This window comes from Arsukibacterium indicum (assembly GCF_019100565.1).
Taxonomy (GTDB): domain Bacteria; phylum Pseudomonadota; class Gammaproteobacteria; order Enterobacterales; family Alteromonadaceae; genus Alishewanella; species Alishewanella indicum.
Genome location: NZ_JAHRID010000011.1, coordinates 35,427 through 61,397, shown reverse-complemented (window position 1 = coordinate 61,397; position 25,971 = coordinate 35,427). Strand labels below are relative to the sequence as shown.

Genomic DNA, 25,971 nt, shown 5'->3' with positions numbered 1-25,971 from the left:
TCCTTAGAATAAGCCACTGTTTTCGCTAAATAACTCATCAAGCTGTTTGTCTACTTTAATATAGATTTCATGCTGAATTTTAACGTTAAGGTTAATATTAATCGGTTCATTAGGTAGCTCTACCTGAACCTTTGGGGTGCAGGCGAGCAACAGCAAACTTGCTACTGCCACCAAACCGGCTAGTCGTTTCATGGTTTTTCTCCGTTAGCAGCCGCTGCCGCCTGTTGTTGTTTAAGGTATTGTCTGACCCGTTGGGTTATCAGATCATTCAGTTTATTTGTCAGTTGCAGACTGGTGATCAACGCTGGTAAATCTTCCTCCAGATTAACATTTAAATTTATCGGCCGGCCTTGTTGCAGGTTTGGGTTTCGGCCCTGTAATTTTAAGCCGAGCACTAATTTGCCACTGGTATCATAGCTGATATCACTGCTTAGCACGCTGTAGTGAAAATCCTGCAGTGCGTCAAATACCAGTTTCATATTACTGTTAGATTTTGCCATCGCACTGGCACTTGCAGACTGATATTGCAAGCGGCCGCCGGGGGCTTCTGCGGCTATCCGGCCATCGTTAACACTAACGCCGTTGTTACTAACAAGAATTGGCACAGTGCCGGAAAGTTTACCATTGCCGGTTAAATCGCTGGATGGGTGTTGTTGCAGTAAACTGGCTAAATCAATTTGCTGTAGCTGCACCACTATCTGGTTGGTGTTCTGGCTGAAATCCAGTTGCTGCTGATTGGCAGTAACCTTGCCTTGCATTAACTGTAGCTCAGCCTGTCGTAGGTTAACGGTTAACTGGTCCGGTGTTGCTAACGGCACACTGGCTGATGCGCTGATATTTAGCGGCCCCATCTCAATACCATGATTTAACCGGTTAAGCTGTAAGTTGTCTGAGTTTAATTGCAAGGTGTTTTCGTTAATCGTGACATCGACAGTCGCATTTAAGCCGGCGAACAGGCTGCGGTCATAAATACCGCCCGCATCCCCCAGCTGCAACTGACTGGTGCTGCTAAACTTGTTGTTATTCATCTTAATATTACCACTGGCACTTATTTTGCCTCTGTTCAGGGTCAGCAGTTCAGGCCAGTCGGTCAGGGTGCCGGCAAGCGGATTACCTGCCAGCAGAAAAACCTCAGCTAACTGCCATTGTCCGGCCAGTTCTCCGGTTGCTGTCTGATAAGTCAGTTGGTGAGCCAGTGAGATACCCGCATCATTACTAAGCTGGCCGTCTTTAACCGTTATTTGTGACGGACTGCCACTGAGCAGGCCCTGCCACTGCCAGTTCAGGCTTAGCAGTGCCGGTAGGCTGAGGCTATTGACGCTCAAATCCAGCTTGCTGCCAAAAGTCGTAAGGCCGGTTTCATCGCCGTTGATCTGACTGTTTTTCAGCAATACTTTAATGTTGCTGACAGATAGGGTGTCGCTGCTAACGCCGCCGCTCAGGGTGCTGTTATCCGTCAGTTGAAATTGCCAGCTTTCAGATTGCCAGTAGCCTGTTAGCCGGGTTTTTAAAGCAAGTGCGGTAAGTGTTGCAGCCTTATTTGCCAACTCCAGGCGGTCGATATTGAGCTGTAAATCTGCCTTGCCAAGCCTGAGCGTCGGCCCGGCACTGAGATCAACCGTAAGTTCGCTATCCAGTTTTAACCGGTTGGCACCGTCGCTGCTTAGTTGCAGCTGCAAAGGCAGGGCGGCCAGATTGAGCGGCTCGGAAGTCTTGGCGCTTACCGTAAATTGCAGCGGACTTAAGGTCAGGCTGTATTCGCTCAGGGTTGCTGGCAGTTCCAGCTCAGACAGCCGGCCGGTAGCATTGAATTGCCAACGTTCCACAAGCTGGTTTTTAAGGCGTAGCTCAGCATTGAGTTCACCCTGGATCAGGCCGATCGCAGGCAGATAAAACGGGTCGGGTACGCGGGCGACCAGCGTTGCTTCGATGTCATGGTTGCTGAACAGGGTCGTCAGATCACCGTTGGCTGGCAGCTGCCAGTGCAATTTACCGTATAGCTGGACCGGTTGCTGAAATTGTGTCAGCCAGGCTTGTGGCAGGGCAACTCCCCATTGCTGTAACAATGTCTGGTTAGCAGGCAGTGGCGGTGAAAGCGCTAACACAACCTCGGTATTGGCCTGCATACTTGCCGGAGCAATATGCTGCTTAATACTCAGTGCAAACTGGTTTTGCTGCTGTAGCGTGATTTGCAGTGTCGGCTCTGGAACTGGCTGATAGCTGGCATCTATTAAGATGTTATTAATGGCCGGATCAGCACCATCTGTGCTACCCGCTGCAACCAATTGTGAACTGAGCGGGCTGACAGTCAGCTGGCTTTGCCAGTATGCCGGATGGCTGTTGTCAGGCTGCACTTTGTCCGCTATTGAATGCTGCGGATCTGTAACGTAAGTCAGGTAGCCGTTCAGCAGCAGCTGACATTGGCCTGCAGGGCAGGGCAGGCTTAAACGGGTATTGTTTAGCTGTATATGGTTTGGCAGCCAGTCTGGCAATTGCCAGCGGGTGGGCAGCGTCACAGCGCTTTCAGCCGCAGTGGCAGTCGCTGCCGGTTGGCCGAGTGATATCTGGCCAGGGCCAACAGTTACCCGTTGTAAAACGGGATTAAAGGCGGTTGGCCAGTGCCAGTTAACTTCAACATTTTGCAGGTTTACCTGATGCAAGCTGCCATTTTGCGCTAACTCAAAGCTAACACTGGCCAGCGACACACTTCGTAAGGTAAGCCGTTTGATATCCAGTTGCAGCTCGGTTATACCTGCCGCGGCAATTTGCTGCTGTAAATACCAATAGCCAGCGGCTGCTAACACCGGTATGCCAATAACGAAAATCAGCAGTGCTTTTAACAAACGTTTCATAGTGTTTCCAACGGCAACCATCAGCTAAGTTATTCACTGCCAACAATAATTGTTAATGTAGTTCAGCCTAGCTGAATAAGTTCTGAATTAGCAAGCTTGCCGTTTGCCACTAAGCGCGTTGAAAAAAAGGCAGCCTGCTGGCTGCCCTGGTCTGATTTGCTATCCGTTGGCAGCAAACTACTGCCTTGCTGCAGCTGAAGCGTCGCGAATAGCCCTGAACTCGTTGCCTTCATACCAGTTCGGCCACTGCCGGCTGTTTGCCAGCTCGCTGCCTACCCGGTAGTACAGGAACAGGTCCTGCTGGGCGCCACGCAGGTCGAAATCGGCGCGCCATTCGTCCTGTACTTTGTGGTAGCAACAACGATTATACTCTGCCCGTTGCGCTGCGCCCCATTCAGCCCCTTTCTGATAATGATCATTACCGCCTTTGGCATACAGGATAGGTACGCCTTTTTTCGACAGATTAAAGTGATCCGAACGATAGGCAATACCCGCTTCCGGATTCGGCTCCTGCACGGCATAACGACCTTGCTGCTCGGTATACTTCACCAGAATTTCCTCAACATCAGTATTACCCAGACCAACAATAACCATGTCTTTCATCGGGCCATACATGTTCATTACATCCATATTAATGGCGGCGGCGGTTTTTTCCAGCGGGAATACCGGGTTAGCAGCATACCAGGCGGAGCCCAGTAAGCCCCGTTCTTCTGCCGTTACCAGCACAAAGGCAACAGAGCGCTCCGGTTGAGGTTGTTTGGCAAAGTGCTCTGCCAGCGCAATAACTGCGCCTGTACCACTGGCATTATCCTGGGCACCGTTAAACACTTTATTGTCGGGGTTAGAAAAGTCCATGCCCAGATGATCCCAGTGGGCCATGTACAATACAAATTCATCCGGGTATTTACTGCCTTCAATATAGCCCACCACATTGCTGGAGGTCAGTTCACGTAAATTATTGTTAACGGTTACTGACGCTTTGGCATTGAGCATTACCGGGCTGAAATCAGGCTCCAGCGCTTTTTTATGCATAGTTGCTAAATCAGTGCCGGCGTTGGCAAACAGTTTTTCAGCAGACTCTGTAGTTAGCCAGCCTTCAATTTTTGCCCGGTCCATGTTTTTGTTTTCATTAACCAGATCGAATTTTATCGGCGAGCCATGGGCTACAACACCCCAGCCATAACTTGCCGGGGCAGTTTCATGAATGATCAGTGCCATTGCCGCACCCTGGCGGGCCGCTTCTTCAAATTTATAGGTCCAGCGGCCGTAGTAGGTCATGGCATTGCCATTGAACAATTCAGGATCCTGAGTGGCATACCCCGGGTCGTTAACAAACATCACCACGGTTTTACCTTTTACATCCAGGCCCTCGTAATCATTCCAGTTGTATTCCGGCGCCACGATACCGTAGCCCACAAATACCATCTCGCTGTCTTCAACCGATACCTGCTCGGTAACCCGGGTTGTCCAGGCAATCATTTCATCGCGGTATTTAAACCTTTCAGGCAGGTTTTCACCCGTTAAGCTCATATCAGAGACTTGCTTCGGATCAATCTGAACCAATGACACTGGTTGCTTATAGCTGTCGCCATCAATGGGTTTTAAGCCAATCCGTTTAAAATTTTCTTCCAGATAGGCGACGGTCAGTTCTTCGCCCTGAGTTGCCGGTGCCCGGCCCTGAAACTCATCAGCTGCCAGAGTTTTTATATATTCGCCCAGGCGCGGGTTAAACTCGGTATCGACCAGCTCAGCAGTTGGCTCAGGTTCAGCCTGGCCGTCGTTGACCGGTGTGGCCGGTTGTTTGGAGCAGGCGCTCAGGGTAAGTGCACCTGCCAGGATCATAAAAAGTGGTGAAAACTTTACAGACGTTTTCATAATGGCTCCAGTTTTCCAAGGTTGTTTTTAGTTTTATAAGTAAAACACTAGTCAGCATAGCCCCATGGCGTTGGCGGTAAAGCGACGGGTTGGGTCAGGTCAAAATCAACCCGAAACTCGCGGCCTTCCCGGATAAGCCGGTAGCTGAACTTTTCAGGGTAAATAAACATCTGCCAGATATTAGTATTAGACTGTGGAATACCGCGGGCAGTAAACAGTTCTTTTGAATACTGATCGGCATGAAAAGATTGGGCAGTATCCCAACCGGCATCCAGTGTCTGGCCGCCATACATGGTTTGCTCATCATGACTGCCATCGGCGTTGCGATGGTCGTGTTTCAGGGTAAGGCCGGAGCCGGTTTTGCTGATAATCCAGGTTCGGGAGTGATCGTCAGCGACGTGAAACGGAATTTGCAGCTGACTGTCAGTGCATTTTCTGACGTGCATAATCAGCGCACCCTCAAAACCGGGAGCAGGCGGGTTGTCGACCACAACTTTACCTGCAAACGCTTTGCCACACAGGGCTTTCAAATGATTAAAATAGGCATCATGAGTTGCGATAGAAACTAACGGCGCATCCTGGACGATGTTGGCGCTGACGCCAAAGCTGAATAGCAAGGCGGTAGCAATGAGCGTCTTTTGCATTTTTTTCTCCTTTTAAGACAACCGTACTATACCCGCATTGCGTAAAGTCATCAAACCAATAGCTTTTAGCTGCTATGCTAAAAGTCACCTTACATTAATCTGTGCTATTTGAATGACGCAGAGTGAAAAATCACGGGCTGACTATGCAAAATGAACTGGATGGTAAATTACTTTTAAATGTTTACGCTAAGGTTGAAAAACACGGCAAGCCGGTTGATACCGACCATGGCGCGGGTTTTACCCTGGATGGCCTGACAGTCAGCCAGGGATTCGATGGGTATGAAGTATATTTTCAGTCTGCAAAAGTGCAACTGACCCTGGGGTTTCATCATAAGTGGCACAGTGACGCCCAGAATGAAAAAGACATGGATGCTTTTATTGAGCTTATCAAGCATGTTAACAACCATTACAGTTAATTAAAGTTACCTTTACTAAGGCAGGATTCAGCTATAGCTGTTATGATGCGGCGCAATATAACCGATGGAAAATCGGTAGACGTGCGCTAAGCTGATAGACGGCTAAAAGGCTATTGCTATCTGGCGGTCGACAAGGTAAAGTGACCGCCGTCAATCATATCTGATAGACCAGAAGAGGCGCGTTAACCAGGTAACTCGTGACAGAAGACTATACTTCGCAGCACGGGCCAGGGGGATTAACGCCGAGAAAGTGCACAATATAGTGATGTGTACTTTCGGTCGGGCAGGCTGAATCCTGCCGACTGTCACCTGTTTGTTTGGTGGAGAGCTTCTGGCCTTTGTTATCGATAGCAACGGTCTGTACTATTTCCCGTTTTGCTGCAATTAGCAAAAGCCATGCTCTGCTTATTTTATTTGTAAGGAGAGACACCCTTGTCCAATCTTATTATTGCCAAATTTGGCGGTACCAGCGTTGCCGATTTTGATGCCATGGGCCGTTGTGCCGATATTATTCTGGCTAATCAGGCCATCCGCGTCGTTGTGGTCAGTGCCAGTTCCGGCGTGACCAACCTGCTGGTCGACATTACTAAAACCACCAGTGTTACCGAGCGTTATGATGCCTATGCTGGTATTGAAGCTATTACTCTGGCCGTACTTAACCGCTTAAAACAACCTGAGCAAGTTGCCCAGGCGATAGAATTGTTGCTTGGTGAGCTGAAAGCGCTGATTGAAAACGGTGGAGCGGTTTACAGCAGTGCGCATAAAGACCTTATTCAGTCATTTGGTGAGCGCTTAAGCTCCGCTTTATTCAGCCAGGTTCTGGCCGAGCGGGGCGCCGCTGCCCACTGTTTTGATATTCGCCGGGTAATGCGCACCGACAGCCGCTTTGGCCGGGCTGAGCCCCAGGTTAAGCAAATTGCCCAATTGGCAGAGGTTCACCTCAAACCGTTGCTTAGTGAGCAGCGGATCGTTACTCAGGGCTTTATCGGCCAGGATGAGTATGAGCAAACCACTACCCTCGGCCGTGGCGGCTCTGACTACAGCGCTGCTTTGCTTGCAGAAGCCTTACAGGCCGATACCGTCCAAATATGGACTGACGTGGTTGGCATTTTTACCACCGACCCACGATTAACCGATCAGGCGCGTTGTATTGGCGAAATCAGCTTTGATGAAGCGGCTGAAATGGCCACCTTTGGTGCCAAAGTGCTGCATCCCGCCACCCTTATTCCGGCAATGCGGCGTAATATTGGCGTGTTTGTCGGCTCTAGTCGCGAGCCCGAAGCCGGTGGTACCTGGATTGCTAAAGAGGTAAAACAACGGCCGCCTTACCGCGCCATTGCTCTGCGTAAATCACAAACCCTGATCACAGTAAAAAGCCCGGACATGCTACATGCTGCCGGCTTTTTAGCCCGGGTGTTTGACATTTTAAGCCGCCATCAGATTTCAGTCGATTTGGTTACTACCTCAGAAATCAGCGTCGCGCTTACCTTAGATGAGGGCGGCATGACCAGCGCCTTTAGCAATGCAGTTGAGCCGGCACTATTGGAGCTGCGGGCGTTTTGTGAAGTGGTGGTAGAGCAGGGGTTAAGCCTGGTAGCGGTTATTGGTAACCATTTACACAGTAGCAAAGGCATTACCGGTGAGCTGTTCCAAACCCTGGAGCGGATTAATATGCGGCTGATTTGCCATGGTGCTTCAAAACATAACCTGTGCTTCCTGGTACAGGATGCGGATGCGCCTGCGGTGGTGAAACAGTTGCATTCAAACTTATTTAGCGCATAAACAAGCACTTGCCTCAGCTTGGATAATCATTGCTGAGGCAAGAACCATAATTGAGGCAGCGGAGCCTGGGTCGTATCAGTTACTGGTTGTCATTGCGGTAACAGGCTCGCCAGTGTTACCCACCAACCCCTCTGAACGGCCAACAACCACTGCTACCATCATATCGCCCGTGACATTGGTTGCGGTGCGCATCATATCGATAATACGATCAACTGCAGCAATAAAGGCAATGCCTTCCAGTGGTAACCCCACCACACTTAAGGTGACGGTTAGCATGACCATGGCCGTGCCGGGTACACCGGCCGTGCCCAGTGATGCCAGAGTGGCGGTGCCGGCAATCAGCAAATAATCCAGCGTATCAAGCGGGATGCCATAAATATGAGCAATAAAAATAGCAGCTATCGCCGGAAAAATACCGCCGCAACCGTCCATATTAATCGTAGCGCCCAATGGCAATACAAAACTGGCGTAGTTTTTTGAAACGTTAAGATCCTCAGTAACAACCTTATGGCTAACCGGCAGCGTGCCATAACTGCTGGCGCTGCTGTATGCGACCAGCTGTGCAGGCAATACCGCCTTAAAAAAGGTTCGTACACTGATACCTCCAAACAGTTTGATCAGGCCGCCATATACCAGCACTATATGAATTAAACATGCCAGATAAATAGCGCCGATAAACTTGGCTAACGGCAGCAATGTTGCCAGACCAAAATTACCCACTGCCCAGGCCATTAAACCGAATACACCAATCGGGGTAAGCTGCATCACCATCCGGGTGATCTGATACATAATTTCAGCACCACTATGCACTACTTTTTTCATCGGCTCAGCTTTGTCGCCTATCACATTAATGGCAATACCAACCAGGCTGGCAAACACAATAATCTGCAGCACATTGCCATTAACCAGCGCGGCCACCGGGTTAGTCGGAATAAGGTTAGTGATCACATCAGCCACCGGTGGAATAGTACGTTCACGCACTTCACTAGCAGTCAGTTGCAATGCATCCCCCCAGTTCATTAAGCTACCTATGGTCAGGCCAATTAAACTGGCAATAAAGGCGGTAAGCAGAAATAAGCCGATAGTTTTGCCTGCCAGCCGGCCCATTTTCTGATTGTCGGCCAGCGACGTAATGCTGGTGATCAAGGCAAATAATACCAGTGGTACCACTAACATGCGGATGGCATTAATAAATAACGTACCCAGCGGTTTAAATAGCGTGGCGGTTTCGCCCAGGGCTACGCCGGTCAGAACCCCCAGCAGCAATGCGCCGAGTACCCGTTGCCAAAAAGGAATTGCAAACCAGAAAGCCATCATAAATCACCGCTGAGTCAGAAAAATTACATTATTATAAAGACGCGTAAAGCGGCAACAAGGCCGCTTTACTCTATGTTATAACCAGTATGCTGGATAAAATGGTTTTGGATCAGTTGTAACGATTATTCGTACGGCAACGGATCGGTCGCATTATTAAGGGTGAAGGCTTCTAAACGCTCCTGACAGGACCCGCATTTACCGCAGGCTTTATCCCGGCCGTTGTAGCAGGTCCAGGTTTTGCTGTAATCAAGACCCATGGCGAGGCCGTCGGCTAAAATTTCAATTTTGGTTTGGTACAGGTAAGGGCTGACGATATCGACCGGCTGGTAGTTTGCTATCTGGCAAACATCATTCATTTTCTGGACAAATTCGGGCCGGCAATCCGGATAAATAAAGTGATCGCCAGAGTGCGCGCCGTAATATACGGCCCGGGCGCCAATTGAATCGGCATAACCCACCGCTAATGATAACAGGATCATGTTGCGATTAGGTACCACTGTCGACTTCATATTATCGGCAGCATAGTGGCCTTCGGGTACGTCGATGTCACTGGTCAGTGACGAGCCTGAGATCAATTGGTTAATTGCTGAAATATCGACAATTTTATGGTTGATATATAGCTCTTTACAGACTTCAGCGGCGCAAATCAGCTCTTTGACATGCCGTTGGCCGTAGTTGAAAGACAATGCATAAACGTCGTGGCCGGCCGCTACCGCTTTATGAAGGATGGTAAAGGAATCCATACCACCGGAATAAATAACCACAACTTTTTGGCTCATCACTGTCTCTCTCTGTATAATGGCGGGTAAATAGGCCGCGCATTGTACTTGAACATTGCGGTCAGATCACCTGCTTGCATTTGAAGGAACCCCGGCTTGTTGTATAAGGTTAACGAAATATTTGAAACTATTCAGGGTGAGGGCAGCTTTACCGGGGTGCCGGCTGTATTTATACGGCTGCAGGGCTGCCCGGTTGGCTGCTCCTGGTGTGATACTAAACATACCTGGACAATTAATCCTGATTTGCAGGTTGCAACGGACACCCTGATGGCGAAATCAGCTGAAACTGAGCAGTGGGCAGCGCTTACCGCTGAACAATTGCTGGCACTGTTTCAGGAAAATGCTTATCAGGCGAAACATGTGGTGATAACCGGTGGCGAGCCCTGTATGTACGATTTAAATCCGCTTTGCAGTACTTTGCATGAGGCCGGCTATCAAACCCAGATTGAAACCAGTGGTACCTTTGAAATCCAGGTGCCCGCTAAAAGCTGGGTTACCGTATCACCAAAAATTAATATGAAAGGAGGCTATAAGGTTTTGCAGGGCGCACTGGACAGGGCAGATGAAATAAAGCACCCGGTGGCGATGGCTAAACATATAGAGCAGTTACTGGCGTTATTAGAGGATACTGACATCAGCAAGAAGCTTATTTACCTACAGCCGATTAGTCAGCAAGCAAAAGCAACTGCACTGGCTATTGAGTATTGTAAAAAGCATAACTGGCGGTTAAGTGTGCAAGTGCATAAGTATCTGGGTATCGAATAGCGGGTGTTGAAGATAACGACAGTCAGTGGCTCAGGTATTGTGTTCAAGCCAGTTCTGTAAACTTTCCAGGCAGGTTAGAGGGTCTTGTTCAGCTGACAGCTTCTGTTTTAAGCCAGGTTGCATTGGCATTAATTCTAACCAGCGTGACGCAAGCCAGCTGGCATTATCAAGTTCGGGTTCCGGGTATAACTGCTGCAGTTGCGGATATTCTGCCAGCAATTGTAACAAAGAGCTGGCAAGCTCACTGTAGCGCTGGTTTAGCCGGGTTGCCGGCCAGCTGCTCAATGGGGTAACCTGAGCTACATTTAAACCATCTTCTTCCTGCCAGCGATTGATAATTTCGACCCGACATACTCCTCGCACCGTAATGCCCAGTAAACCATCAGGCAGCTGCTCAAAATCTTCAATAACCACTTCAGTTGCTAATGGCAGTATCCTGTCGCGATGTTGCTGTGTAACAAAAGGGTTGAGTAATGCCATTGCAAAACTGCGTGAGCCCAGCCCAGCTTCTTTCACCAGCCTGATATAACGTTTTTCAAAGACACGTAAGCGCATTTTACCACCAGGTAAAATAAAGCTGCTTAGTGGAAATAACGCTAGTTGTTTACTCATACTTCTGTTCACTGCAAAACAATTGTTATTGATACAAGTGTTACGAATTGCAGTGCTTATCAGATCGGAGCCTTATTAAAATTTCTGGCCACGGCGTAGCTGGCTATTTTAACAAAGCATGTTAGATTAAATAAACAGGCCACTGTTGGCTGTAATGCTCAGAGGTATCAATGCGGTTTATCCTGCGGCAGAGGATCAGGCTGTTGCTACTGTTTAGTATCGTTGGCTGCGCTGCTGTTGCCAGTGAAAGAAACACCTTGCGCGCGGTGGTCAGTGACAGCAACACCCCCCCTTACGCTATTTTCGATAGTTCGGGGGCACTTAGTGCGGGGCTGAGTAAAGATATTCTGGATGCACTGGCGCTGGTCAGCCAGCTCGATATTCAATATCTGGATTTGCCCAGAGCACGAATAGAAAGCTGGTTGGAGTCAGGTCAGGCTGACATTGCCTGTTTTCTTAATCCGGATTGGGTTGCAACACCCTCTTTATATATCTGGAGCCCACCATTATTTGCTACCCAGCAGCTATTTATTCGCCGCGCTGACAGCCCGCCGATAAAAGCCTTGCCAGATCTTGCAGGTAAAAGGGTTGGCACAACCCGTGGTTTTACCTACCCTGAACTGGAGCAGGTGTTCTCTTTGGGCGACGTGATCCGGGATGATGCGCATTCTTTGCAGAGTAATCTGAAACGCTTGGAGCAGGGGCGGCTGGATGTGGTGATGAGTGTCGATTTGTCGTACTATTTTTTTATGAATAACGGTGGATTAGGCAATTTTTCGGCCGATCCAATCTGGTCTGCGCCACCCTCGGTGTATTGTGCCATAAGTCGCTATAATCCTCAGCTTGCTGCCAGATTAGTAAGGGGCTTAAATATGCTGGTAGCCAATAAGTTTATTAACCGGCAGCTTCGCCGTTATAAAGGTGAAACTGCCGAAGCAACAGACTAATTGGGGCCTAACGCCTTGGATCATCCTTTAGTTTTGGAATTTTCAAGCCAAGCTCAATACCCCGGTGGCGGGCATAATAGGTACAACCGATAAACATCACCGTCGCCAGTACCAGTTCTAAACCTGACAGCAACTGATATAAACCTGAACTGACCCATAAATTGGTCAGGCTATGCAAAAAATAGATCATGACAATAAAGTTTGCCCAGGCAAAGGTATAGGCTTTGCCTTTGATGATCCCGTACATCGGCAACCATAATGGTAACCAAAGCAGGGCGGTGCTGATTAATTTATTTCCCGTTATTTCACCGGCGCCGCCGTAGTTTGCTGGCGCTAGCCATAATAACCATACTGGAATAAGTAACCATAACCCCCAGTAACCGGCCCGTGCTAACTGCAAATAAAATTTTGTTCGTGGCGCCATTGCCACAGCAGGATTATTATTCATTGTTTATCAAAACCTGAAGACTTCAAAGAGATACTTAGCTGGGCCAGCCGTTTGCCAAAGGCCACGGCCAGGCGCTGCTCATCGACAGTTAACTTGTTATTACCCTGCAAACCGCTAACGTGGGTAGGGCCATAAGGCGTACCGCCACTCTGAGTATTATGTAATTCTGGCTCGGCGTACGGTATACCCATCAGCACCATGCCATGATGCAGCATCGGTAACATCATACTGAGTAAATTTGCTTCATTGCCGCCATGCATACTGCTCGAAGACGTGAAAACGCCAGCGGCTTTGTTAATTAACTCACCTTTAAGCCAGCTATCACTGGTGTTGTCCCAGAAGGCTTTGGCTTCTGCCGCCATATTACCAAAACGCACCGGGCTGCCAAAAGCCAGACCATCACAATTGCTAAGATCCAGTTTACTGACAGCAGGATGTTGGCCGGGCTGGCTGTTGTCAAAACCGGCAATACTGCGAATAACAGCGGTAGCGCCAGCCTGTGTTATCCCAATAGCAATTTTTTCAGCCAGCGCAAGCACACTGCCATGGCGGGAGTAATAGAGTACCAGTACCTGAGCGGCCATCAGAGAATTGCACTTACGTTACTTAACGGCCGGCCAATGGCTGCCCGATCACCAATAACGACAATCGGCCGCTCAATCAGTTTAGGATGTTGGCTCATCGCTTTAATTAACTGTTGTTCCGTCAGTTCAGGCTGATTAAGTTGCAGGCTTGTATAGTCAGTTTCGCCGGTACGAAGCAGACTGCGGGCTGGTATCTTTAACTTCGCTAATATTGCTGTAAGTTCGGCTTCGGTTGGCGGGGTTTTCAGGTACTCAACAACGTTAAGTGCCAGATCATTATGTTGCTGGATATGCTGCTGTAAAAGTGCCAGTGCGTCGCGGCTTTTAGAGCAACGAGGGTTATGGTAAATGGTAATCATAATTTTTCCGTTTGGTTCAGAACAGAGTTATTGCTGCAGTGTTTACATTTTTCTTAACCGGTCAAACTCAGCCTGCAACTGTTGTTTTTTTGCTTCGACCCGCCGGTTTTCAAGCCGTGAGTTTTCACCAATATGATTTAGTGCCTCGTTTAAATCATCAATGGCTTTTGGGTAATTAGCCAACTGGTAATATAAGTCTGCTCTGGCTTCATAATACTTGGCAAAGTCTTCCAGTTGCTTATACGCATCAGATAATAAATCGTAGGCAAGAATGTTATCGTTTTTGTAATACAGTAAATTACGAAGCAGATGAATAGCTAACCGATAGCTGCCGGCTTTTACTGCTGCATTGGCATAATTAAGGGTGACAACCTGATTATTAGGGCGGATCAGGTACTCCTGCTCCAGCATTTCCAGCGCTTTTTTATATTGATTCTGGCCCAGTAAAATATCGGTATAAACATCTACATAGTAAAGGTTGTGTGGATCTTGCTGCAGCAAATCTTCAATAATCTTCTGGGCTTCAATCAGCAAGCCATTATCAAGTTTTGCTATCGCCAAACCATACAGATTGGCCTTGGTGTTGCCGCCTGGCTGACTTAACCGCTGTTGAAATATTTCTACTGTTTCTTTGGTTGGAAAGTGATAACGGGCTAATACCCGGGCTTTACTTAAGATATAATCCTGACTGTCAGGAACATAGCGTCTTTCAAACTGCTCTGCCCGAAGCCGGGTGTCACTGACCCTTGCCTGCGACAGCGGGTGGGTTTGCAAGAAAGCCAGTTGTTGATTAACAAAGCGGCTTTGTTGGGTTAGTTTGTAAAAGAATTCAGGTACCGCATAGGGGTCAAAGCCAGAGTCAGCCAAAATTTTCATGCCAATCCGATCTGCTTCCTGCTCATTACCGCGGGTAAAATTAATTGCACTTTGCTGAGCGGCGCCCTGAGTGGCCATCATTGCTGCCATACCAGCTTCCGGGTTAACCGTCGCCAGCACCACAGCTCCCAGTATTGCAGCCAGTGACATTGGCGCACGTTGGTTCTGTGCTTCAACAAAACGGGCAATGTGCCTTTGGGTTACGTGAGCAATTTCATGAGAGATTACGGACGCGAATTCGCTTTCAGATTCCGATACTGCCAGGGTGCCGGTGTGCGAGGCAATGTTGCCGCCCAGTGTGGCAAACGCGTTGATATGTTTATTGTTTACCCAGTAAAACTTAAACGGAAATTTAACGTCATTGGCCCGGGCAACCAAACGGTTACCCAGATCATTAAGGTACTCGTCAAGCAGCGGATCATAAACCATTGGTAAGCTGCCACGGGTCTGGCGCATCAATACATCGCCCAGTTGCTTTTCTTTTTCAGGTGTTAACGTCGAAAAAGCATTACCACCGATATCAGGTAAGCCTGAGCGGGCCTGAACAGAACCGGTTGCCAGACCGAAACTGACCAGAAAAGCGACGAAAAACTGCTGTGCTGCTTTAAAAGACATACTGCCCCGATAGTTGTGTCAGATGGTTAGATTAACTGGACTATTGGTCTGTCATTTACCGTTTTAGTTCAGTAGCAAAGGCGTATTTGCCACAAACTTTCTGCCTGATCAGACTGTTTTTACATCAGGAGCGTCAATTTAGCACACTCTGACGTTTGCCTGACATAATTAGCGATAAAATAAGTTGTAACTTCGTTATACTGGACCCATTAATTGTTGTCATAGATAAAGGGTTGGAGCGGCGTTATGCTGGACTGGTTAAAAAAGTGGTATACCAATAAATTTTCAGACCCTCAGGTGGTAACGTTATTTTTAACGCTGTTACTGGGTTTTCTGGCCATCTACTGGTTAAGTGGCATGCTGGGTCCGGTATTAGTTGCTATCGCTTTTGCTTATTTACTGGAGTGGCCGGTTGCCCGCTTTACCCGGTTGGGTTTCAGCCGGACTATAAGCACCAGTGTGGTAGTGGTCACCTTTATCTCCGTCATTACCCTGATTGTGATGTCTATTATCCCGGCGGCCTGGGCGCAGGGTCGAAATCTGGCGAAAGATTTGCCAACAATGATCGCAGCGGGCAAGACTTACCTGCTGGAATTGCCAGCAATGTTTCCCGGGCTAGTCAGCGCTGAACAAATTAACCTGATGATCCAGACCACCGATGAGCGGTTGATGACGTTCAGCCGGGAGATCCTGTCACTGTCGCTGGCATCAATATTTGATGTGGTGGCCGTGCTTATTTATCTGGTGCTGGTACCGGTGATGGTGTTTTTTATGCTGAAAGACAAAGAGTCACTAAGTGCCAGCTTTGTCGGGTTATTGCCTGCAGAACGTAAATTAATCAGTCAGGTCTGGCATGAGATGAATGGCCAGATAATGAATTATATCCGCGGTAAAATCCTGGAGATCCTGATTGTTGGTGCGGTCAGTTTTGTGGTCTTTACCCTGTTTGGCTTGAACTATGCGTTATTACTGGCTGTGTGTGTCGGCTTTTCAGTGCTGGTGCCTTATATCGGCGCCGCGCTGGCAACCGTGCCTATTGCCCTGGTTGCATTGTTTCAATGGGGTCTGACCGCAGAGTTCGGTTACCTGATGCTGGCCTACGGAATCATCCAGGCGTTAGATGGTAATGTACTGGTGCCGTTACTATTTTCTGAGGTAGTTGATTTAAACCCTGTATTTATCATTATTGCTGTGCTTTTCTTTGGCGGCCTGTTTGGTTTTTGGGGCATTTTCTTCGCCATACCGCTGGCGTCGCTGGTTAAAGCGACAATTAAAGCCTGGTCGAGCAGGGTTCATCCGCAGCCAGAGCCCATAAAGTCTGGCTCGGTGGAACCCTGATAAGATAATAAAGCTTACCAGCGATAACTGATGGCGATGCCGGCGGCCAGTTCGCGACCGGCAGCAGGTTCAAATGATCTGCCATTTGCCTGGTTTACTACGACGGCGCCGACATAGTCTTTGTCGGTAATATTGCTCAGGCTGAGCCACTGCTTAAAGTGCCACTGTTGATAGTGCTGCTGACTGTTAACACTGGCACTGAAATGAATAGCAGCCGGCGCGGCATTGCTGTTCTCATCATCGGTATATACTTTGCTACGGTAATGGCTATGCAGCGCAAAATGCAGCGGTATTGTCAGGGGCGGGGTAAAACCAATCTGCCAGTGCAGTTCATTAGCAGCTACGCCGGGTAACTGGTTACCGGCCCTGAGATCATCGTTAAACTCTGCCTGTAAAATGTGGCCAGAGAGTTCTGAGCGCCACTGCGCTGATAGCTGATAATACCACTGCAGCTCGGCGCCTACCCGGTCGGTGTTGCTGGCGTTAGCAAAGCTGGTACGGCCGCCGTCACTGGTCTGAGCAATAATTTCATTGCTGGTTGCAATATTAAACAGGCTGATGCTGGCTCTATGCTGGCTGCTTTGCCACTTAAGCCCTGTTTCCCACTGTTTATTCGTGCTGGCGGCAAGCTGCAAGTTAATACTGCCATCAGTCGGGCTGTATGCCAGCTCGGCCAGGGTAGGGGTTTCAAAACCTTTACCTGCACTAGCAAACCAGGCTAGCTGTGGGTTTAGCTGGTGGTTAATCCCCAGCGCAAAAGCCTGTTGATAGTAATTCCGCTGTCCGCTGTCATCGGGGTTATCACCCTCGATAAAGTAGTCTGTTATCTGATAGGCCAAATCGGTATATCGCCAGCCACCATGAATACTGGTTGCCTTAGTAGGCTGATAGTTGAGCCGGATAAAGCCATCAAGATTACGGGCAGTGTTGTCTTCATCGCGTCTTAAGTCGCCCCGTTGACCAAAGTTATTAATAAAGCCAAAGCGACGGTCGTCAGTTTTAACCGCACTGCCGCCGATAACGGCCGTAACATTGTTGTGCAACCTAAACTGATACTGGCTTTTCAGGCCATAATACTGCCGGTTAAGTAATATCTCACCGCCAGCTGATGTAATGGCTGAGCCCGGAAATGCCAGCCGCTGATTTATAGCCCGCTCGCCCTGCCAGATGCTGAGCTGAAACGGTTGTGCGCCGTCACCAAGCAAACTGATACTGGTCTGGCGCTGTTTGACGGTTTTCTCGGTATCAAAGGTTTCAGCAGCGTCTATGGTCTGGCGTGGGTTTTCCTGCCACTGCTGCGGGCTTAAACTAAGCGGATCCTGCAGATAGGGGTCATATGCCCAGTCATAGCGTAAGTTCAGGAGAAGGGTGTCAGTTAAACGCCGCTGCCAGTTAATTTGCAGCTGATCTTTAGCAGCCTCTGAGTGCGGCCGGTAGCCGTCGGTTTTAAATTGTTTCGCGGCCAGTTGCAGGCTGTTTTGATCGTTGACCAGCGCCAGGTTAAGTTGCTGCTGCTGGTGATGTTCGCTCAGCGCTGCCTGAGTAGTGAGTTCATTTTCAGTGTACTGGCGGCTCTGCAGTGAAATCACTGCGCCAGCACCATTACCGTACAGCACCGCCAGAGGGCCCCGCAATACTTCCACGCTGGCAATATTATCCAGTAGTACACTGGCCAGCTGACCCTGACCGTCAGGTGCGCTCAGTGGGATACCATCCTGCTGCAGGTATATGCCGCGGATGCCAAAAGGACTGCGGCTGCCGAAACCCCGGACGCTTAACCGGGTATCCTGAGCAAAATTTGCCCTGCTATCTGCCTGCAGGCCGGCAATACCCTGTAATAACTGAGCACTGTCAATTAATAAACCGGCTTGTTCTGGCCAGCTTACATCGATACTGGCCGGACTTTGCAGCCAGTTTTCAGGGCTGTTGGTGGCGCTGATAACAATGATTTCAACCGGCTCATCAGCATAGGCTGATGCAGCATGAAAAAATACCGCCAGTAAACTGGCGGTAAGGAGTGATTTAGAACGAAACAAAAGGCTTATCCTGTTATTTTTTTGGGGTTAAACGTAAAATCTGACCATTTTTTTGATCTGTCAGTAAATAAACAGCGCCGTCCGGTCCCTGGCGAACATCGCGGATGCGCTGGCCAATCATTATCCGTTCTTCATTAATAACTTTTTCACCACTAAGTTCCAGCCGGACCAGTTGACCGAACTTAAGAGAACCTACCAGCAGGTTCTGCTGCCAGGCTTTGAAAAGCTCACCGGTGTAGAATGTCATGCCACTTGGTGCTATTGACGGTACCCAGTAGTGCAGTGGTTGCTCCAGACCTTGCTGGCTGGTTTTACCAATTTTACCGCCGCCGTATTCTTCGCCATAGGTGATAACGGGCCAGCCATAATTATGGGCGGCCCGGGTTATATTTATTTCATCGCCACCCTGCGGGCCATGTTCATGAGTCCACAGCTGGTTAGTTTGCGGATGCAGGGCTGCACCCTGAATATTACGATGCCCATATGACCAGACATCAGCAAGCGCATTGTCCTTTTCCAGATAAGGGTTTGCTGCTGAGGGCTTGCCGTCGGTGGTTACCCGCACAACTTTGCCATGGTGGGTATCGTGGGTTTGTGCGTCGTCGCGGCGCTGACCACGATCACCAAGGGTGATAAATAAGTCGCCATTATCAGCGAATACTAACCGGCCACCGAAGTGATGCCTGCTCTCAAATTTAGGTTGGGCACTGAATATAACCTGCAAATCAGTCAGGCTATCACCGGTAAGTGTGGCCCTGGCAACAGCGGTGCTGCTGCCATTAGCACCGGGCTCGTTATAACTGAAAAAAATCTGGTTGTTGTCAGTAAACTTTGGATGCAGCACAACGTCGAGCAAGCCACCCTGGCCGGCAACGGTGATGTCTGGCAAGCCAGATATTGGCTCGCTCAGGCTGCCGTCGGCATTAACGTATCGCATGCGGCCGGCCCGTTCCGTAACCAGCATTTTGCCGTCAGCTAAAAATGCCAGGCCCCACGGATGTTCTAACCCGTCCGAAACCATTTCAAGCTGTAATGTGGCTTTATCTGATTTGATTTCGGTGGCTTGCCGGGCAGACAAGCCAGTGCTAAACGTCAGCAAAACAGCACTTGCTGCTAATATCCTGGTAAAAGTATGCATAACATCTCCTGTAAGTTTCTGAATATCCTAATCGTTGTACCGGCAATTAACATAAATACAGGGCAGAATGGCCAGCCAGCAGGACAAATGCCGGTTGGCCTGCTAACTAATGACTTTGCAGGTAGTTTAAAACTACTTCGTGGTGATCTTTTGTCTTAAATTTATCAAATACATGGGCAATAGTTCCGTCCTGATTTATCAGAAAGCTCAGTCTGTGCAGGCCATCATAAACTTTGCCCATAAACTTTTTAGTGCCCCATACGCCAAACTGGCTGGCAACCTGATGATCTTCATCGCCAAGCAGAGTGAAGCTAAGCTGGTCGCGCTCAGCAAACTTTGCCAGCCGTACCGGCGCATCGGTGCTGATCCCGACTATTTTAACACCGTGTTCTGCCAACTGCTGCTGACTGTCCCGTAAACCACAGGCCTGCACTGTGCAGCCCGGCGTCATGGCTTTGGGATAAAAATACACCAGCACTCTGTTGTCTTTAAGTAAGCTGCTCAAACTGACAGGCTGATTGTGCTGGTCAGGTAGAGTGAAGTCTGGTGCTTGCTGGCCAGCTGTCAATGTTTGCATAATAACTCCTTATAATCTTCGAAAATAAACGTGCCGTCGGGGGAAACCTAGCGGACTGTGAAGGTTCCGCTAAGAGCCAAATCTGCCAGCAATGCCATTACCTGGCTTTCAATTAACGCAGGCTGCACACCATCCGGAATTTCCAGCGTCATCTGGCTGTGCATAACGACGCTGCTATCATCATTAACCGATGTTGCCGACTGTAACGAGCCAATATAAATATTCTGGCTGGCCAACAGGCCGGTAATCGCGCCGAGAGTGCCGACCCGGTCCGGGCCAGAATAATCAAGTACGTAGTGAGCTGCTACCTGAGTTCTTGGCCGCGCTGTTGTACGCTTGGTCATGGTAGTCAGATCAAGTTCCAGACCCAGTGCGGGGATCAGATGTTCAATTTTACTTATCGCAGCCTGATCACCCTGAATAAGCATGATGAAAGTAAACTCATTACCAAATACAGCCATCCGGCTGTCAATAATATTGGCATTGTAATCGGTTACCAGCCGCGCCAGCTTGCTGACAATACCAGTGCGGTCAGTACCAATTGCCGTAATGACGAGTTGTTGAGACATAAAACTCCAGGTAAAAATTTTCTGAAAAAGCTGATACTGAACAGACCGCTAAGCTTAACATATGCAGTCTGGGCTAACTATTGGCATTATCGGTTTCCTGTCTTGTGTTTGTTTGCCGCACTCTTTAACATAGGCCGCCTTATAATCGTTGCCTGTTTTTACCGTGGAGCCGTTAACTGTGATGTTCAGTGGAAGTATTGTTGCGTTAGTTACCCCTATGCTGCCAGATGGCAATATTGATTATAAAGGCCTGGAACAACTGGTTAGCTGGCATTTGCAACAGGGCACAGCAGGCCTGGTTATTATGGGTACTACGGCTGAAGCAGCAACTATTAATTTTGTTGAACAACTTGATATCATTGGCCGGGTAGTTAACCAGGTAAGTGGTCAGGTCCCGGTGCTGGCAGGCAATGGCAGCAACGCGACTGCTGAGGGCGTTAGCCGTACCCGCGAGCTTGATAAACTGGCGATTGATGGATTTCTTACCGTAACCCCGTTTTATAATAAACCGATGCAAAAAGGTATGCTGGCGCATTTTCAGCAGGTTGCAGCGGCCACCAGTAAACCAGTGTTGTTATATAACGTTCCGGGCCGAACCGGTGTTGACCTGTTACCGGAAACGGTAGCAGAACTGGCAACGATAGATAATATCGTCGGTATTAAAGAAGCAACCGGTTCACTAATCCGCTTAACCGAGCTTCAGCAACGCTGCCCGACAGACTTTCTGCTATTAAGCGGCGATGATGCAACCAGTCTGGCTTTTATGCAGGGCGGCGGGCACGGGGTGATTTCAGTCACTGCTAACGTCGCGCCTGCGCAGATGGCAAAGTTATGCCAGCTGGCCCTGACCGGGCAGTTTAACGAAGCGAAACTGCTCGATGATAAACTACAGGGTTTGCACCATCAGTTGTTCATTGAATCAAATCCTATTCCAACAAAGTGGGCATTGCAGCGACTTGAACTGATAAAGTCAGATTTTTTGCGCCTGCCAATGACCCAACTGGAACCAATTCATCATCGGGTAATCGAACAGGCATTACAGCAGGCTGGCCTTACGGCGTAATGTCTGAATGTTCATCAGAACAATTTAATCTGGCGAACCAAGCCGGTTATTAACAGAAATACCTTCTCAGGAGTAGTACAGGTGCATTATTGGAAAAAGAGTTGTATCACATTGTCACTGGCAACCGTTTTACTATCCGGTTGTTCAGTATTTAAGGACGAACCAGACAGCCGTGTGCAACGTCAGCAAGTCACCCTGGATATTCCAGCCGATCTGGCAACACCGCGTCAGCCTGGTAAATATGACATTCCACAAAGTGATATGGCTGTAGGTGATGTCGCAGAAACATCACCAGTGTTGGTGCTGGCTACTGCGTCAAGCAGCCGGATAACTGATGAGAGCGAGAAGCTGGCAAGAGTCATGTTTGAACGAAACGATCTGACCGGTGATTTGATTCCATTTTTACAAACGCAATTAACTAATTATTTTTCGGCGCAGGATATTCAGATAAAGGCAACAGATGACGCAAACCTGAATTTTGAAACAGGCTGGATTAAACGTTATCGTTCTGAGGGTTTCTGGTTGTGGCAGGACGAGCAACAACTGGACGAAGCCCGCTATACCATCAGCATTGAACCGCGGCCACACGGCAGAACAGCTATTATGTCAGTCAGCTTGTTAGAGCACCGTTTTTTTGACAAACAAGCTCAGTTAACAAAAGCCGCTGCCCGTGATAGTGAAGTTAAATTACTAAATAGTTTAATTAACCAGGTTGCCGTTTCCGAAATAGAAACTGCAGTGGCTAACCGGGATCGGGTGCCGGAGGTCGATCTGGAACCCGGTTTAAACAGTGCGGGTGAACCGGCGTTTATAACGCCACAATCAATTGATGTTACCTGGTCGCAGTTAGAACCAGTATTTGAACAGCTTAATTTTACTGTTAATGATATAAACCGCTCTGCATTTACCTATTATGTTAGTTACAGTAAGCCTGGCCGGGGTATGTGGGCAACGATGATGGGGCGTGAAGCGCCGCCGGTCCTGCCTATAGCAGATAGTGATTATCAGATTGTGCTGCAACGGTCAGCTGAGGGTACCGTTATAAATCTGCTGACAAAAGAAGGTAAGCCATTGGCCGCCGATGTGATTGTGGCAGCTTATGACCCCTTCGTTGCTGCGATCCGGGCCGCTAAGGTAGAACTTTAAGCAATAGACAGAAAAAGTCATTTGCCAAGCGCCTAAAGATCTTTATACTTTCGCCTGATTTTTTCGCCAGGCGATCGGAGTGGATAATGGTTCAGAAAACGACAGAGTTGTACCGTGGTAAGGCTAAAACAGTTTATAACACGACTGATGAAAACTTGCTTATTCTTCATTTTCGCAATGATACCTCTGCATTTGACGGCGAGCGGATTGAACAGTTAGATCGCAAAGGCATGATAAATAACAAGTTTAACTTCTTTATCATGCAAAAGCTGGAGCAGGCGGGTATTCCTACTCAAGTTGAGTCTTTACTGGCCGATGACGAAGTTTTGGTAAAAAAGCTGGCGATGATTCCGGTTGAGTGTGTGGTACGTAACTATGCAGCCGGTTCGCTGGTTCGTCGTCTGGGTGTGACAGAGGGTATTGCCCTCAGCCCGGCAACCTTTGAATTATTTCTGAAAAACGATGCGTTACATGATCCTATGGTTAACGAATCGCTGGCGGAGTCTTTTGGCTGGGCGACGGCTGAACAGTTAGCAGAAATGAAACGTTTAACGTTTAAAGCGAACGAGGTGTTGCAGAAACTGTTTGATGATGCAGGAATGCTGCTGGTTGATTTCAAACTGGAATTTGGTGTGTTCAATGGCCAGGTAGTGTTAGGTGATGAATTTTCACCAGATGGTTGCCGTTTGTGGGATAAGGCCACCCGCAAAAAGCTGGATAAAGACCGCTTCCGGCAGGGACTGGGCGGTGTTGTTGAGGCTTATGAAGAAGTCGCCAACCGGCTTGGGGTTAATTTAGCTTAAGCCCGGAACAAAGCCACCGTAAGGTGGCTTTGTTGTGTTATACCACGATGATAATTGACGACAACATTATAAAGGAGTTCAGATGCAAGCCGTTAAACTGATATTGGCAACATTGCTAATGCTGTTAAGCAATCTGGTATCCGCTATTGAAGTTGACAATTTATACGTTGCTGAAGTAAGCGCAGAACAAAGCCAGAGCCAATGGCAAAGTAATGCCCTGGCCCAGGTCATCAGCCGTTTAACCGGTGTTTCCAATCTGACTGAGTACCCGGCAATTGCCAGTGAGCTGAAAGACGCCGGAAAGTACGTTAAGCAATTTGAGTCGGTGCGTCAGAACGGCACTAATCGTTTACGGGTTTTATTGGATTCGGGGTTAATTAACCAGGTACTGCAACAGCAGGGTATTGCTATCTGGGGGGCACATCGTCCTGAAATATTGCTGTGGATTGTTCAACAGCAAGGATCAGAACGGGTGTTTATGCGCCGGCAAGATGATGAGCTGCTCAGGTTGTTGTTGCAAAATCTTGCTGAAGCCGGTATCCCGGTTACAACGCCGTTGTACGATATTGATGATTTGATGCAGCTGTCCGAAACAGATGTCTGGGCGGGGTTCTGGCAACCAATTAGCCAGGCGAGTTCCCGTTACCGGCCTGATATGATTATGACGCTGGTATTTGATGAAGTCAGCCAGGGCAACGAGCAATTGCTGCGCTTAAGCTGGCAGCGCCAGAGCCAGCTCGCCGGTTCAAACCCGAGCCGGATTATTCGTAATGAAGTTACTGCTGCCGACCTGACCGGCCTGATAACCGCATTTTCGAAAGGATTAAGTCAGGAACTTGCAGCTGAACATGCTGTGGTATTAACTGAGCAAGTTAGTACCTATCAACTTGCGGTTGAAAACGTGCAGAATCTGGCCGATGTCGTTGCAGTTGAGCGCATGCTGAACCGGGTACTGGGAGTCGCAGGCGTAACATTGCGTGAATATTCAGAAAATGAGGCGAGTTTCGCCGTAGATCTGCAGATAGCATTGCCGCAGCTAACCCATATATTGCAGTGGCAGCCAGCCCTGGCGTTGGCAGATAGCCGTGCTGAAATGCTGGTTATTGACAATGACAGTCAACGAGCATCAGGTGCAGTGGAATTGCAGCCGGTATCGGCGGCCGATGTCAGATATGTGTATATCAGGCGTTAAATGCAACCACTGCAATATACTCTCGCTGTTACTTTACCTGAAGATGAAACGCTTGATAGTTTTTATGCTGCTGGCCAGACTGAGATTGTCAATGCAGTAAAACGATATTTGCGAACGCCCGCCAGTCAGCCACCGATGTTTGTATTTGGTGCCAGTGGCAGTGGCAAGTCACATTTGCTCTATGCGTCTTGTATTTTTGCGCAGGAGCAGGGATTAACCAGTCAGCTGCTGGCGCTGCAGGATTACCGGTTGCTCAATCCGCGTTTGCTTGATGATTTAGAGCAACTGGATGTGGTGTGCCTTGATAACATTCAGGCTATTGCCGGTGACCTCAGCTGGCAGGTAGCGGTATTTGATTTGTATAACAGGATGGTTGAACAGGGCAAAGCGTTGATTATTGTGGCTAATCAGACGCCGGCACAGTTGGGTTTTAATTTGGCTGATCTGGTGTCCCGCCTGCAAGCCTGTCAAACATTACAACTTCGTTTGTTGACCGACGACGACAAGCAAAAACTACTGCAACAAAAAGCCCATCAGCGCGGTATGGAACTGGGCGATGACGTTGCCCGTTTTCTACTGAACCGATATGAGCGTGACATCCGATCACTGGTTACCATGCTCGATAAGCTGGATAAAGCCTCTATCATTCATCAGCGCAAATTAACCATCCCATTTATAAAATCTATCCTCCTATAGTTGAGCTTGCTGACAGCAAAGGCCATTACTGATTGTAGGCCTTACTATTTTTGCCGAAAAAAGCCTGTTAGCTACTGCGTGTTAACTTGTTTTTTGGTGTATCATTAGCGGTTTTAATCTGACTGACTATCTTGGCTGTTTTGAGGACAAAGATGAATCTGACTGCGATATTAGACAATGCACTGCAAGCTGTTGCTGCTGCACCAGACATAGCGGCACTGGACGAGGTTCGCGTAACCTTTATGGGAAAAAAAGGCAGTATTACTGAACTGCTGAAATCTCTGGGTGCGATGGATCCCGAGCAGCGCAAAATTGCCGGCCAGCAAATAAACGAACTTAAACAGCAGGTACAGGATGCGTTGAACCAGAAGCGCGATCAACTGCAACAAACGCAGTTGGCAGCAAAGCTGGCACAGGAGCAGATTGATGTTACTTTGCCTGGTCGTAAACTGGACGATGGCGGATTGCATCCGGTTACCCGCACGATTGCCCGGATTGAAAGTTTTTTCACCGAATTAGGTTTTGCTGTTAAACATGGCCCT

26 protein-coding genes and 1 riboswitch are annotated in these 25,971 nt (G+C 48.6%); of the genes, 11 read left to right on the top strand and 15 right to left on the bottom strand.

Annotation, left to right across the window (positions count from 1 at the left end; genetic code table 11):
* Nucleotides 1–3: 3 nt before the first annotated feature.
* The 4 genes from KQY15_RS18300 to KQY15_RS18285 form a co-directional block, all read right to left on the bottom strand.
* Complete coding sequence (locus KQY15_RS18300) at nucleotides 4–192, bottom strand: YnbE family lipoprotein (protein WP_217671370.1); 189 nt, start codon at nucleotides 190–192, stop codon at nucleotides 4–6.
* On the bottom strand, nucleotides 189–2,852 hold the full coding sequence (locus KQY15_RS18295) for an intermembrane phospholipid transport YdbH family protein (protein ID WP_217671369.1): 2,664 nt from the start codon (nucleotides 2,850–2,852) through the stop codon (nucleotides 189–191). The genes KQY15_RS18300 and KQY15_RS18295 overlap by 4 nt, the downstream gene beginning before the upstream one ends.
* A 177-nt stretch (nucleotides 2,853–3,029) precedes the next feature.
* On the bottom strand, nucleotides 3,030–4,727 hold the full coding sequence (locus KQY15_RS18290) for a M28 family metallopeptidase (protein WP_217671368.1): 1,698 nt from the start codon (nucleotides 4,725–4,727) through the stop codon (nucleotides 3,030–3,032).
* 47 nt (nucleotides 4,728–4,774) lie between these two features.
* Complete coding sequence (locus KQY15_RS18285; RefSeq protein ID WP_217671367.1) at nucleotides 4,775–5,371, bottom strand: hypothetical protein; 597 nt, start codon at nucleotides 5,369–5,371, stop codon at nucleotides 4,775–4,777.
* A 143-nt stretch (nucleotides 5,372–5,514) separates the two neighbouring features.
* On the opposite strand from KQY15_RS18285, the gene KQY15_RS18280 reads away from it, so the two are divergent.
* Nucleotides 5,515–5,787 carry a DUF3081 family protein gene (locus tag KQY15_RS18280; protein WP_217671366.1) on the top strand — a complete coding sequence of 91 codons (273 nt, stop codon included), beginning with the start codon at nucleotides 5,515–5,517 and terminating at the stop codon, nucleotides 5,785–5,787.
* Nucleotides 5,788–5,951: 164 nt separating this feature from the next.
* Nucleotides 5,952–6,126, top strand: a riboswitch (Lysine riboswitch).
* Nucleotides 6,127–6,219: 93 nt separating this feature from the next.
* A complete protein-coding gene (gene lysC, locus KQY15_RS18275; protein ID WP_217671365.1) occupies nucleotides 6,220–7,569 on the top strand; it encodes a lysine-sensitive aspartokinase 3 in 1,350 nt (449 codons plus the stop codon).
* 75 nt (nucleotides 7,570–7,644) lie between these two features.
* Here lysC and KQY15_RS18270 read toward each other — a convergent pair whose 3' ends face one another.
* Together KQY15_RS18270 and queC are read right to left on the bottom strand one after the other, a co-directional pair.
* Nucleotides 7,645–8,886, bottom strand: a complete 1,242-nt coding sequence (locus KQY15_RS18270; protein ID WP_217671364.1) for a dicarboxylate/amino acid:cation symporter — start codon at nucleotides 8,884–8,886, stop codon at nucleotides 7,645–7,647.
* A gap of 122 nt (nucleotides 8,887–9,008) precedes the next feature.
* Nucleotides 9,009–9,665 carry a 7-cyano-7-deazaguanine synthase QueC gene (gene queC / locus KQY15_RS18265; protein ID WP_217671363.1) on the bottom strand — a complete coding sequence of 219 codons (657 nt, stop codon included), beginning with the start codon at nucleotides 9,663–9,665 and terminating at the stop codon, nucleotides 9,009–9,011.
* A gap of 96 nt (nucleotides 9,666–9,761) precedes the next feature.
* Here queC and queE point away from each other — a divergent pair, with 96 nt between their 5' ends.
* On the top strand, nucleotides 9,762–10,430 hold the full coding sequence (gene queE, locus KQY15_RS18260; RefSeq protein WP_217671362.1) for a 7-carboxy-7-deazaguanine synthase QueE: 669 nt from the start codon (nucleotides 9,762–9,764) through the stop codon (nucleotides 10,428–10,430).
* 30 nt (nucleotides 10,431–10,460) lie between these two features.
* On the opposite strand, the gene KQY15_RS18255 is transcribed toward queE, so the two are convergent.
* Nucleotides 10,461–11,042, bottom strand: coding sequence for an LON peptidase substrate-binding domain-containing protein (locus KQY15_RS18255; protein ID WP_217671361.1), 582 nt, complete (start codon nucleotides 11,040–11,042; stop codon nucleotides 10,461–10,463).
* A gap of 170 nt (nucleotides 11,043–11,212) precedes the next feature.
* Between KQY15_RS18255 and KQY15_RS18250 the strand changes: the two genes are divergently transcribed.
* A complete protein-coding gene (locus tag KQY15_RS18250) occupies nucleotides 11,213–11,989 on the top strand; it encodes a substrate-binding periplasmic protein (RefSeq protein ID WP_217671360.1) in 777 nt (258 codons plus the stop codon).
* A gap of 7 nt (nucleotides 11,990–11,996) precedes the next feature.
* Here KQY15_RS18250 and KQY15_RS18245 read toward each other — a convergent pair whose 3' ends face one another.
* Genes KQY15_RS18245 through bepA form a run of 4 tightly spaced genes read right to left on the bottom strand, consistent with a single transcriptional unit; the run spans nucleotide 11,997 to nucleotide 14,871 of the window.
* Complete coding sequence (locus tag KQY15_RS18245) at nucleotides 11,997–12,437, bottom strand: DUF2069 domain-containing protein (RefSeq protein WP_254795839.1); 441 nt, start codon at nucleotides 12,435–12,437, stop codon at nucleotides 11,997–11,999.
* Entirely contained in the window at nucleotides 12,434–13,021 is a 588-nt protein-coding gene (gene wrbA / locus KQY15_RS18240; protein WP_217671359.1) for an NAD(P)H:quinone oxidoreductase, read from the bottom strand. Before wrbA ends, KQY15_RS18245 begins: the two co-directional genes overlap by 4 nt.
* Nucleotides 13,021–13,380: an arsenate reductase (glutaredoxin) gene (gene arsC, locus KQY15_RS18235; protein ID WP_217671358.1), complete on the bottom strand. Its 360-nt coding sequence runs from the start codon at nucleotides 13,378–13,380 to the stop codon at nucleotides 13,021–13,023. Before arsC ends, wrbA begins: the two co-directional genes overlap by 1 nt.
* Nucleotides 13,381–13,422: 42 nt before the next feature.
* Nucleotides 13,423–14,871, bottom strand: a complete 1,449-nt coding sequence (bepA, locus tag KQY15_RS18230) for a beta-barrel assembly-enhancing protease (RefSeq protein ID WP_217671357.1) — start codon at nucleotides 14,869–14,871, stop codon at nucleotides 13,423–13,425.
* 246 nt (nucleotides 14,872–15,117) lie between these two features.
* On the opposite strand from bepA, the gene KQY15_RS18225 reads away from it, so the two are divergent.
* Nucleotides 15,118–16,209 carry an AI-2E family transporter gene (locus KQY15_RS18225; RefSeq protein ID WP_217671356.1) on the top strand — a complete coding sequence of 364 codons (1,092 nt, stop codon included), beginning with the start codon at nucleotides 15,118–15,120 and terminating at the stop codon, nucleotides 16,207–16,209.
* 14 nt (nucleotides 16,210–16,223) lie between these two features.
* Here KQY15_RS18225 and KQY15_RS18220 read toward each other — a convergent pair whose 3' ends face one another.
* From KQY15_RS18220 to KQY15_RS18205, 4 genes are all read right to left on the bottom strand, one after another.
* Nucleotides 16,224–18,245: a TonB-dependent receptor family protein gene (locus tag KQY15_RS18220; RefSeq protein WP_217671355.1), complete on the bottom strand. Its 2,022-nt coding sequence runs from the start codon at nucleotides 18,243–18,245 to the stop codon at nucleotides 16,224–16,226.
* A gap of 13 nt (nucleotides 18,246–18,258) precedes the next feature.
* The gene (locus KQY15_RS18215) at nucleotides 18,259–19,383 is read right to left on the bottom strand and encodes a PQQ-dependent sugar dehydrogenase (protein ID WP_217671354.1); all 1,125 of its coding nucleotides are present in this window, start codon (nucleotides 19,381–19,383) and stop codon (nucleotides 18,259–18,261) included.
* 106 nt (nucleotides 19,384–19,489) lie between these two features.
* Nucleotides 19,490–19,960, bottom strand: a complete 471-nt coding sequence (bcp, locus tag KQY15_RS18210) for a thioredoxin-dependent thiol peroxidase (protein ID WP_217671353.1) — start codon at nucleotides 19,958–19,960, stop codon at nucleotides 19,490–19,492.
* Nucleotides 19,961–20,007: 47 nt separating this feature from the next.
* Nucleotides 20,008–20,529, bottom strand: a complete 522-nt coding sequence (locus KQY15_RS18205; RefSeq protein ID WP_217671352.1) for a glycine cleavage system transcriptional repressor — start codon at nucleotides 20,527–20,529, stop codon at nucleotides 20,008–20,010.
* 181 nt (nucleotides 20,530–20,710) lie between these two features.
* Here KQY15_RS18205 and dapA point away from each other — a divergent pair, with 181 nt between their 5' ends.
* The 6 genes from dapA to KQY15_RS18175 all read left to right on the top strand — a co-directional run.
* Nucleotides 20,711–21,592 carry a 4-hydroxy-tetrahydrodipicolinate synthase gene (gene dapA / locus KQY15_RS18200; RefSeq protein ID WP_217671407.1) on the top strand — a complete coding sequence of 294 codons (882 nt, stop codon included), beginning with the start codon at nucleotides 20,711–20,713 and terminating at the stop codon, nucleotides 21,590–21,592.
* 81 nt (nucleotides 21,593–21,673) lie between these two features.
* Nucleotides 21,674–22,738 (top strand): NlpB/DapX family lipoprotein, encoded by a 1,065-nt coding sequence (gene bamC / locus KQY15_RS18195; protein ID WP_308160271.1) that lies wholly within the window; start codon nucleotides 21,674–21,676, stop codon nucleotides 22,736–22,738.
* Nucleotides 22,739–22,821: 83 nt separating this feature from the next.
* Nucleotides 22,822–23,541 (top strand): phosphoribosylaminoimidazolesuccinocarboxamide synthase, encoded by a 720-nt coding sequence (purC, locus tag KQY15_RS18190; protein ID WP_217671405.1) that lies wholly within the window; start codon nucleotides 22,822–22,824, stop codon nucleotides 23,539–23,541.
* An 82-nt stretch (nucleotides 23,542–23,623) separates the two neighbouring features.
* Nucleotides 23,624–24,733 carry a DUF2066 domain-containing protein gene (locus KQY15_RS18185; RefSeq protein WP_217671351.1) on the top strand — a complete coding sequence of 370 codons (1,110 nt, stop codon included), beginning with the start codon at nucleotides 23,624–23,626 and terminating at the stop codon, nucleotides 24,731–24,733.
* Nucleotides 24,734–25,429 (top strand): DnaA regulatory inactivator Hda, encoded by a 696-nt coding sequence (gene hda, locus KQY15_RS18180; RefSeq protein ID WP_217671350.1) that lies wholly within the window; start codon nucleotides 24,734–24,736, stop codon nucleotides 25,427–25,429.
* Between the two features lie 152 nt (nucleotides 25,430–25,581).
* Nucleotides 25,582–25,971 (top strand): tRNA ligase subunit PheS family protein (locus tag KQY15_RS18175; protein WP_443627117.1); only part of this gene is annotated, 390 nt, incomplete at its 3' end.

Bases quoted from the DNA above. Each gene is read 5' to 3' on its own strand.
- KQY15_RS18205 (WP_217671352.1), bottom strand. From the start codon at position 20,529: ATGTCTCAACAACTCGTCATTACGGCAATTGGTACTGACCGCACTGGT.
- KQY15_RS18185 (WP_217671351.1), top strand. From the start codon at position 23,624: ATGCAAGCCGTTAAACTGATATTGGCAACATTGCTAATGCTGTTAAGC.
- wrbA (WP_217671359.1), bottom strand. From the start codon at position 13,021: ATGGCCGCTCAGGTACTGGTACTCTATTACTCCCGCCATGGCAGTGTG.
- KQY15_RS18285 (WP_217671367.1), bottom strand. From the start codon at position 5,371: ATGCAAAAGACGCTCATTGCTACCGCCTTGCTATTCAGCTTTGGCGTC.
- KQY15_RS18270 (WP_217671364.1), bottom strand. From the start codon at position 8,886: ATGATGGCTTTCTGGTTTGCAATTCCTTTTTGGCAACGGGTACTCGGC.
- KQY15_RS18225 (WP_217671356.1), top strand. From the start codon at position 15,118: ATGCTGGACTGGTTAAAAAAGTGGTATACCAATAAATTTTCAGACCCT.
- bcp (WP_217671353.1), bottom strand. From the start codon at position 19,960: ATGCAAACATTGACAGCTGGCCAGCAAGCACCAGACTTCACTCTACCT.
- KQY15_RS18280 (WP_217671366.1), top strand. From the start codon at position 5,515: ATGCAAAATGAACTGGATGGTAAATTACTTTTAAATGTTTACGCTAAG.
- queC (WP_217671363.1), bottom strand. From the start codon at position 9,665: ATGAGCCAAAAAGTTGTGGTTATTTATTCCGGTGGTATGGATTCCTTT.
- bepA (WP_217671357.1), bottom strand. From the start codon at position 14,871: ATGTCTTTTAAAGCAGCACAGCAGTTTTTCGTCGCTTTTCTGGTCAGT.
- KQY15_RS18215 (WP_217671354.1), bottom strand. From the start codon at position 19,383: ATGCATACTTTTACCAGGATATTAGCAGCAAGTGCTGTTTTGCTGACG.
- KQY15_RS18290 (WP_217671368.1), bottom strand. From the start codon at position 4,727: ATGAAAACGTCTGTAAAGTTTTCACCACTTTTTATGATCCTGGCAGGT.
- arsC (WP_217671358.1), bottom strand. From the start codon at position 13,380: ATGATTACCATTTACCATAACCCTCGTTGCTCTAAAAGCCGCGACGCA.
- hda (WP_217671350.1), top strand. From the start codon at position 24,734: ATGCAACCACTGCAATATACTCTCGCTGTTACTTTACCTGAAGATGAA.
- KQY15_RS18245 (WP_254795839.1), bottom strand. From the start codon at position 12,437: ATGAATAATAATCCTGCTGTGGCAATGGCGCCACGAACAAAATTTTAT.
- KQY15_RS18300 (WP_217671370.1), bottom strand. From the start codon at position 192: ATGAAACGACTAGCCGGTTTGGTGGCAGTAGCAAGTTTGCTGTTGCTC.
- dapA (WP_217671407.1), top strand. From the start codon at position 20,711: ATGTTCAGTGGAAGTATTGTTGCGTTAGTTACCCCTATGCTGCCAGAT.
- KQY15_RS18250 (WP_217671360.1), top strand. From the start codon at position 11,213: ATGCGGTTTATCCTGCGGCAGAGGATCAGGCTGTTGCTACTGTTTAGT.
- KQY15_RS18255 (WP_217671361.1), bottom strand. From the start codon at position 11,042: ATGAGTAAACAACTAGCGTTATTTCCACTAAGCAGCTTTATTTTACCT.
- KQY15_RS18295 (WP_217671369.1), bottom strand. From the start codon at position 2,852: ATGAAACGTTTGTTAAAAGCACTGCTGATTTTCGTTATTGGCATACCG.